Below are 8215 nucleotides of genomic sequence, written 5' to 3'. Positions count from 1 at the left end.
CTTCTGGGCAGTACTCTTGATAGCCTTCGGGCATCTTTTATTCTAAAAAATATGAGAACACTTCATATAAGAATGAAAAAACATAGCGAAAATGCGCTATACCTTGCCAAAAAGTTTGAGAAAGATGGCCTTAGGGTAGTGTATCCAGGCCTTAAATCACATCCCGGGTACCATACTATGAAAAAGCAGATGGTTTCTCAATATGGATATGGTGGGATTATGACCATAGACGTAGGCAGTCTTCAAAATGCAAATAAGCTGATGGAGTTAATGCAGAAAAAAAACCTCGGTTATTTGGCCGTTAGTCTAGGGTTCTATAAAACCCTGTTTAGTGCTCCTGGCACATCTACTTCATCGGAAATCTCTTTGGAAGAGCAAAAAACTATGGGCTTATCTGATGGACTCATACGCTTTTCTATTGGCCTGGATAACGACATTAAGAGAACATATAAATTAATGAAAGAATGTATGCAAAGTCTGCACATCCTGGACCATAAAGTCGCATCTCCTGTTACATAGATGATTTAGGTGTTTGCAGAAAAGCGGCCAAAGTTGTAATATTACGAATCAACTAACCAATCCTCAATGGCCGATAAAAAATCTAATAAATACAGACAGCAGGAACATATTGTTGAAAACCGGGAACTAAATATTTGGGAAGCATTAATCCCTATAATAGCCCTTGTGGGAATGCTTGCCTACAATGTCTATGTCTTCGGAGACGATGCTATCGGTGGTTCTAATCAGTTTATATTATTAATGGGCGGTGCCGTTGCTGCCATTGTTGGCTTTTTTAATAAAACCACCTATAAACAGATGTTGGCAGAGGTGGCCGAAAATGTGAAGTCCACAACTGGTGCTTTATTAATACTCTTAATGGTTGGGGCCCTGGCAGGAACCTGGATGATTAGCGGGATTATTCCGGCAATGATCTACTATGGCCTTCAAATACTTAATCCAACCATATTCCTGGCCGCAAGTTTAATTATTTGCGCCATAATCTCAATTGCTACAGGCAGTAGCTGGACTACCTCGGCGACGGTTGGTATTGCCCTTATAGGCATTGGTGATGCCCTTGGAGTTCCTATGGGTATGACAGCAGGTGCAGCGCTTTCGGGCGCTTATTTTGGTGATAAGATGTCGCCTTTGAGTGACACTACTAACCTTGCCCCAGCCATGGCCGGTGGAGATTTATTCGGACATATCAGATATATGACCTATACCACCATCCCAACAATTACTATAACCTTAATTATATTTATAATTATAGGCCTGAATCTGGAGACTACTGGTATAGCAGACACGGAAAGCATTCTGAAATCAATTGATTCAACATTCACGATAAATGGCTGGTTGTTTCTGGTTCCATTAGCTGTGATTCTTATGATTATAAAAAAAGCTCCTCCACTTGTCGCGTTACTCATTGGCACTTTACTGGGTGGTGTTTTCGCTTTGTGGTTCCAACCCGATATCGTTGCAGGAATTACAGGAGCTAAAGAATTGAATTTTGAATCTGGCTATAAAGGAATATTAAATGCGATTACAATTAAAACCGAAATAGCAACAGATAACCCGGCACTTAACGATTTGTTTTCTGCAAAAGGAATGTCGGGGATGCTAGGCACCATTTGGCTTATTGTATGTGCCATGGTATTTGGTGGCATTATGGATGGAATAGGTGCTTTATCGAGGATTACCAAATCCTTACTCGGACTGGCAAAGACAACATTTGGTCTTTTTGCAAGTACCGTTGGAAGTTGTCTTGCACTTAATGTTACGGCATCTGATCAGTATCTTGCCATTGTAGTTCCGGGTAAAATGTTTGCCAAGGCCTATGAGGATCGCGGTTTAGCCCCTGAAAATCTAAGCAGGACTCTGGAAGACTCTGGTACTGTAACCTCTGTGCTTATCCCCTGGAATACATGTGGAGCATATCATAGTGGAGTATTAGGCGTGAGTGTTGCAGATTATTTCTTCTTTGCTATCTTCAATTGGTTAAGTCCAATCACTACACTATTCTTCGCTGCCTTAGGAATAAAAATAAAACAATTGTCGTCTTCAAAAGCCCTTTAAAGAAGCATGTCAAAATTTTAACGGAAATAACTTTAACTTTTCGTCCATTCAGCTGTTAATTCAATCATTTATTTTTTAATTTCACACAAAATATTAAATATTATAAAATGGCTACTGTAACACTTAAGGGAAATACAATTCATACATCGGGAAACTTACCCCCTATTGGAGATAAGGCACCTGATTTTACACTTATAAAGAATGATCTTTCCTCCGCTTCACTATCGGACTATAGTGGTAAGAAAGTAGTGCTCAATATCTTTCCCAGTATAGATACAGGGACTTGTGCACAATCTGTTAGACAATTTAACACGGAGGCGGCCGAATTGAATAATACTGTTGTCTTATGTATATCCAAGGATTTGCCATTTGCCCAGACCAGATTTTGTGGAGCTGAAGGAATTGATAATGTTGTAATGTTATCTGATTTCAAAGATGGCAGTTTTGGTAATGCATATGGTGTGTCTTTCATTGATGGCCCGCTTCAACCATTACATTCACGATCTGTAGTCGTTCTTGATGAAGAAGGAAATGTAAGATATACCGAGCAGGTATCAGAAACAGTTGACGAACCAAACTACAAAGCCGCTCTCGAAGCATTAATGGATGCCTGAAGAAAATCTGATTGTAGACCGGATTAAGAGTATTGGATACGCTTTTCGCGGGGCTTGGCTTTTGGTACGTACAGAGAGTAGCATACAGATACAGGTTGTCATTGCATGTATTATGACCCTTGTAGGATTTTATTTTGAGATATCGAAAACCGAATGGATTTTGCAGATATTTGCAATTGCATTGGTTCTGGGTGTAGAAGGCCTGAATACTGGAATTGAAAAAATGTCAGATTATATACAGCCCGAATTTGATGAGAAAATTGGATTTATTAAAGACATATCTGCTGGAGCTGTTATGCTTGTATCACTTGCTGCGTCCATAGTTGGTCTAATCATCTATGTGCCAAAAATTATTTAGGCCGTTTGTGGATAGTCCTTCCTTCGTAAATTTGTATTTTTACCCCAAAGAATAGATTATTAAATGGCAAAGAAGAGAACAAAGTCAAAGCCCGCTTCTTCTAAAAAAGGTTTTTCTTTTAAGTTGTCCAAACAAAATAAAATAATCCTGGGAAGCCTGTTGGTTCTGCTCAGCATTGCCCTCTTTTTTTCATTTACTTCTTTTTACTTCTCATGGCAGGCAGACCAAAGTCTTCTTACTGAATTCAGAGATAGAAATGAGCAGGCAAATAATTTACTGAATAAATTCGGAGCTAGCGTTAGCCACTTTTTTATGTACAGAGGGTTTGGGGTGGCCTCATTTATTTTTCCCATTTTATTATGCCTCACAGGCCTATACATGTTTTTAAGCCTGGATAAAAAAGGATTATTAAGCAAATGGATTTGGGGAATGGTATTTATAATATGGATCTCTATTGCACTTGGTTTTTTCGCTTATGAACGTCCTTTATTAGGAGGCCTGGTAGGTTTTGAAATGAATGATTTTTTACAGGATTATACAGGTAAAATAGGTGTTTTATTGCTTTTGATATTTGGACTTACCGTTATTCTTGTTCGTCTGTTTAAGTTCTCTCCTGAGGGTATTGCGGCCTTCTTTAAGCGGAAGTCTAAGTCTCTGGCTACGGAATTTCAAAACGGTGGTGGAAAGGAGATCATAATGGATATTGATAAAGAGCAACCTATCGTTATTGATACCTATACTCATAAGGAAGATATTCCCCCTTTGACCACAGAAACAGATAATCCTGATACTAATGAGATTACTTCAAAGATTGCTGATAAGGAAGATTCCATAGAAATGGAAGTAGAGAAAATTACGGAAGAAAAAGAAGAAAAGGATATTCTCTCTGAAAAATTAGTTGCAGATTTTGGTGAATTCGATCCCACTTTGGAGCTGGCCAATTATAAATTTCCACATCTCGACCTGCTCGATCCGCATGGGGCATCCGGAGGTATCACTATAAATCAGGAAGAGCTTGAGGAAAATAAAAACAAGATTGTTGAGACATTAAAAAATTATAAGATTGGTATTGGACAAATAAAGGCTACAATCGGACCAACGGTTACTTTATATGAAATTGTTCCTGTTGCAGGCGTACGTATTTCAAAAATAAAGAATTTAGAAGATGATATTGCCTTATCTCTGGCAGCTTTGGGTATTCGAATTATAGCCCCGATACCCGGTAAAGGAACCATCGGAATTGAAGTTCCAAATAAAAACCCTTCTGTAGTATCTATGCGTTCTGTCATAGCGTCGAGCAAATTCCAAAAAGCTGAAATGGAATTGCCCATAGCGTTTGGAAAGACCATCAGCAACGAAACATTTGTGGTAGATTTAGCAAAAATGCCTCACTTGTTAATGGCCGGGGCAACAGGTCAGGGTAAGTCTGTAGGTTTAAATGCGGTTCTGACTTCATTGCTTTATAAGAAGCATCCCGCAGAGGTAAAATTTATCCTCGTTGACCCAAAAAAGGTTGAGCTTACACTCTACAATAAAATTGAAAGGCACTATTTGGCAAAACTACCCGATTCTGAAGAGGCCATTATAACCGATAATACCAAGGTAATTCATACCTTAAACTCTTTGTGCATAGAAATGGACAACCGCTATGAAATGCTTAAGTTGGCCATGGTTAGGAATATTAAAGAATATAATGTAAAGTTCAAGGCCAGAAAGCTCAATCCGAACGATGGCCATAAATTTTTACCTTATATTGTATTGGTTATAGATGAATTTGCAGATCTAATAATGTCTGCCGGGAAAGAAGTAGAAACCCCAATAGCAAGGTTAGCACAGCTGGCTAGGGCTATAGGTATCCATTTGGTAATTGCAACACAAAGACCATCAGTAAATGTTATTACAGGTTTAATTAAGGCGAATTTTCCGGCAAGGCTCGCGTTTAGGGTGACTTCTAAAATAGATTCAAGGACTATTTTGGATACCCAGGGAGCTGATCAACTAATTGGAAGGGGTGACATGCTTTTCACCCAGGGTAATGATATTACAAGGCTGCAGTGCGCATTTGTTGATACCCCGGAAGTGGCAAAGATTACAGAATTCATTGGTTCACAACGGGCCTACCCTGAAGCGCACCTATTACCGGAATATGTTGGTGATGATTCTGGCACAGGTATTGATTATGATATTTCTGATCGGGATGCCTTGTTCAGAGAGGCAGCAGAAGTAATAGTTAATGCACAACAGGGCTCTGCATCTCTAATACAAAGGAAATTAAAATTGGGATACAACAGGGCTGGTAGAATAATAGATCAGTTGGAAGCAGCAGGAATTGTCGGACCCTTCGAGGGAAGCAAGGCGAGGCAAGTTCTGGTTTCAGATGTTTATGCTTTGGATCAGTTATTAAGTAACGAAATAAAATAAAAAATGAAATATTCTATTCTTATCATGGCATTGGTTTTTACCGGCATTTTTGCTCAGGCCCAATCTTCAGATAAAGCAAAGGCTCTTCTGGATGAAGTCTATAACAAGGTTAAGGGTTATGATAATATTGCGGTAAATTTCAAATTTGCGCTACACAATTCGGAAGCAGATGTAGATCAGGAGACCCGAGGCGATGTTACACTGGAAGGTGAAAAGTACCTTTTTAATTATTTAGGGTCACAACAATTATATGATGGAGCTAAAGTATATACCATAGTTCCGGAAAATGAAGAAGTTACTATAGAAGATAAATCTGAAGACGAAAATACCATAACACCCTCTAAAATGCTGACTTTCTATAAAACGGGTCATAATTATGAATGGGATATATTACAGAATGTTCAGGGCAGAAAAATTCAGTTTGTCAAACTCATACCTATTGATACAAATTCTGAAATAACATCTATATTGCTGGGTATTGATGTAGAAACCAAACATATATACAAACTAATTGAAACCGGTAAGAATGGCACAATAACTACCATTACTGTTAATTCTTTTAAAACTGATCAGCAATTATCAAAAACCTTATTTACTTTTGATGAGAACAAGTACAAAGAAGAAGGGTACTACATCATAAGAAACTAGACCATTGCGGATATTAGATAAGTACATTTTAAAGCAATTTCTTTATAATTTTTTTAGTTCGTTCCTGATATTGATGTTTATTTTCATATTTCAGACGATATGGCTATTCATTGATGATTTGGCGGGTAAAGGACTGGATATTATAATCATTGGTAAATTCCTTTTTTATTTATTACCTAACCTCACGGAAAAGGTACTGCCCCTTACGGTACTTCTCTCGTCAATATTAACTTTTGGATCATTTGCCGAGAATTATGAATTTGCCGCAATGAAGGCTTCCGGGATTTCCCTGCAAAGAGCGATGGTGCCTTTAGTAGTTTTAATGACCATTCTTGGTGGGGTAGCGTTTTTCTTTGCGAATAGTGTAATTCCGGCTTCTGAACAAAAAATCTATAACCTCAGGCGAAATATTGCAACGGTAAAACCTGCTGCAGCAGTTGTAGAAGGCGTTTTTAGCGACGTAGAAGGATATAATATTAAAGTAGATCAGAAGTATGGTGATAATGATAGATATTTGAGAAATGTGGTCATTCATAGGAAAACAAATCTTGAGAAAAATAATACGGTTATAAAAGCCAAAGGAGGGGAATTAAAAAGCCGGGAAGGTTCTGGCATTATACAACTGGTACTTAGTGACGGACATTATTATGAAGAAATTGTGGCAAAAAGTGGTTCAGGCAAGGATAAATCTCCTTTTGCAAGGTCTAATTTTGAGACCTATACCATAAATATTGAAATACCAGACAACGTTCAGGATCTGGAAGAAGAGCGAAATGTACGAACGGATAAAATGAAAAATGTATCCAGACTCAATAAGGATATTGATTCTTTGCAGGAAAACAATGTAAAAATAGTTGCTGCTTTTTCTAAGAACATAACCAATAGAATGGGTGCATTTCTACCCCTGACTAAGCCCGATACCCTGTCTAAGAAAAAACTACCCAAAACAGCCCTGGATACTGCAGTACTAAATAAAAAACAGAAGTTAATGCTTCTAAAGAAAACAGATACCCTGCCGGCAGACACCCTAGTGCATTTATACAAAGAATATCAACAGGTTCAGATTATAGGTTCCGCAAAGAATTCTGTTTCCAATATTTTAAATTCCGTGCGTGGAAAAAAGGAAGAATTACAACGGCGATATAAAATATACAACATGCATATATTGTCCTTACATAAAAAATTTGCCCTTGCTCTTTCCTGTATAATTCTGTTTTTTGTAGGCGCACCTCTTGGAGCAATTATTCGCAAAGGAGGACTTGGCTTACCTATGGTAATAGCAATTGTCCTCTTTTTAACGTATTATTTTATAGGGGTTTTTGCCGGTAATTATGCGAAAGAGGGAAATATTCATCCTATACTTGGTGCATGGCTTTCTACGCTAATAATGTTACCTTTGGGAGTCTATTTAACCAAAAGAGCTACTGCCGACAGGGGGCTAATGGATTTCGGCCATGTTATTGAAAAAATAAAGGAATTTTTTAGAAAGAAAAATAAAGTTACCGCATCATGATTGCAACTATGGAAGATAAAATTCAATTAAATACTATTGAAGAGGCCATTACAGATATACGTAACGGGAAGGTGATTATTGTAGTAGATGATGAAAACCGCGAAAATGAAGGCGATTTTATTGCTGCCGCTGAAGCGGTTACGCCAGAAATGATCAACTTTATGGCCAAACACGGCCGTGGGCTTATATGTGCGCCGCTTACCGAAGAACGTTGTGAGGAGTTGGATTTATCCATGATGGTAGAGAATAATACGGTCTTACATCACACTCAATTTACAGTTTCTGTAGATTTAATAGGACATGGCTGTACAACAGGAATTTCTGTACAGGATAGGGCAAAAACCATAAAGGCCCTTGTAAATAGTGACACCAAGCCGCATGATCTGGGGAGGCCAGGACATATCTTCCCCTTGCGAGCAAAGAATGGAGGCGTTCTGAGAAGAACCGGCCATACGGAGGCCGCGGTAGATTTTGCCCGATTAGCAGGCTTTGAGGCTGCCGGGATCCTCGTTGAAATTCTGAATGAAGATGGTACAATGGCCCGATTGCCTCATCTGGTTGAAGTCGCCCATAAGTTCGATCTTAAAC

At 38.5% G+C, this 8215-nt stretch carries 8 protein-coding genes; all 8 read left to right on the top strand.

Annotated features, from left to right (window positions below):
- Positions 1–519, top strand: a 519-nt coding sequence (locus tag WBN20_RS08970) for a PLP-dependent transferase (RefSeq protein WP_424281441.1), incomplete at its 5' end; no start/stop codon positions are given.
- 66 nt (positions 520–585) lie between these two features.
- On the top strand, positions 586–2073 hold the full coding sequence (gene nhaC / locus WBN20_RS08965; RefSeq protein WP_424273967.1) for a Na+/H+ antiporter NhaC: 1488 nt from the start codon (positions 586–588) through the stop codon (positions 2071–2073).
- A 107-nt stretch (positions 2074–2180) separates the two neighbouring features.
- On the top strand, positions 2181–2687 hold the full coding sequence (gene tpx, locus WBN20_RS08960; RefSeq protein ID WP_424272213.1) for a thiol peroxidase: 507 nt from the start codon (positions 2181–2183) through the stop codon (positions 2685–2687).
- Positions 2680–3045 carry a diacylglycerol kinase gene (locus tag WBN20_RS08955; protein WP_424281440.1) on the top strand — a complete coding sequence of 122 codons (366 nt, stop codon included), beginning with the start codon at positions 2680–2682 and terminating at the stop codon, positions 3043–3045. Before tpx ends, WBN20_RS08955 begins: the two co-directional genes overlap by 8 nt.
- A gap of 63 nt (positions 3046–3108) precedes the next feature.
- Positions 3109–5466 (top strand): DNA translocase FtsK 4TM domain-containing protein, encoded by a 2358-nt coding sequence (locus WBN20_RS08950; RefSeq protein ID WP_424281439.1) that lies wholly within the window; start codon positions 3109–3111, stop codon positions 5464–5466.
- A gap of 3 nt (positions 5467–5469) precedes the next feature.
- Entirely contained in the window at positions 5470–6114 is a 645-nt protein-coding gene (locus tag WBN20_RS08945) for a LolA family protein (RefSeq protein WP_424281438.1), read from the top strand.
- A 73-nt stretch (positions 6115–6187) separates the two neighbouring features.
- On the top strand, positions 6188–7627 hold the full coding sequence (locus tag WBN20_RS08940; protein ID WP_424281437.1) for an LptF/LptG family permease: 1440 nt from the start codon (positions 6188–6190) through the stop codon (positions 7625–7627).
- The coding region (gene ribB, locus WBN20_RS08935; protein ID WP_424281436.1) for a 3,4-dihydroxy-2-butanone-4-phosphate synthase at positions 7624–8215 on the top strand (592 nt) is incomplete at its 3' end. The genes WBN20_RS08940 and ribB, both read left to right, overlap by 4 nt.

It is taken from the genome of Eudoraea sp., from assembly GCF_049665975.1.
Classification (GTDB): domain Bacteria; phylum Bacteroidota; class Bacteroidia; order Flavobacteriales; family Flavobacteriaceae; genus Eudoraea.
Note: the sequence above shows the minus strand (reverse complement) of the source record. Positions and strands in the feature narration are given on the sequence as shown.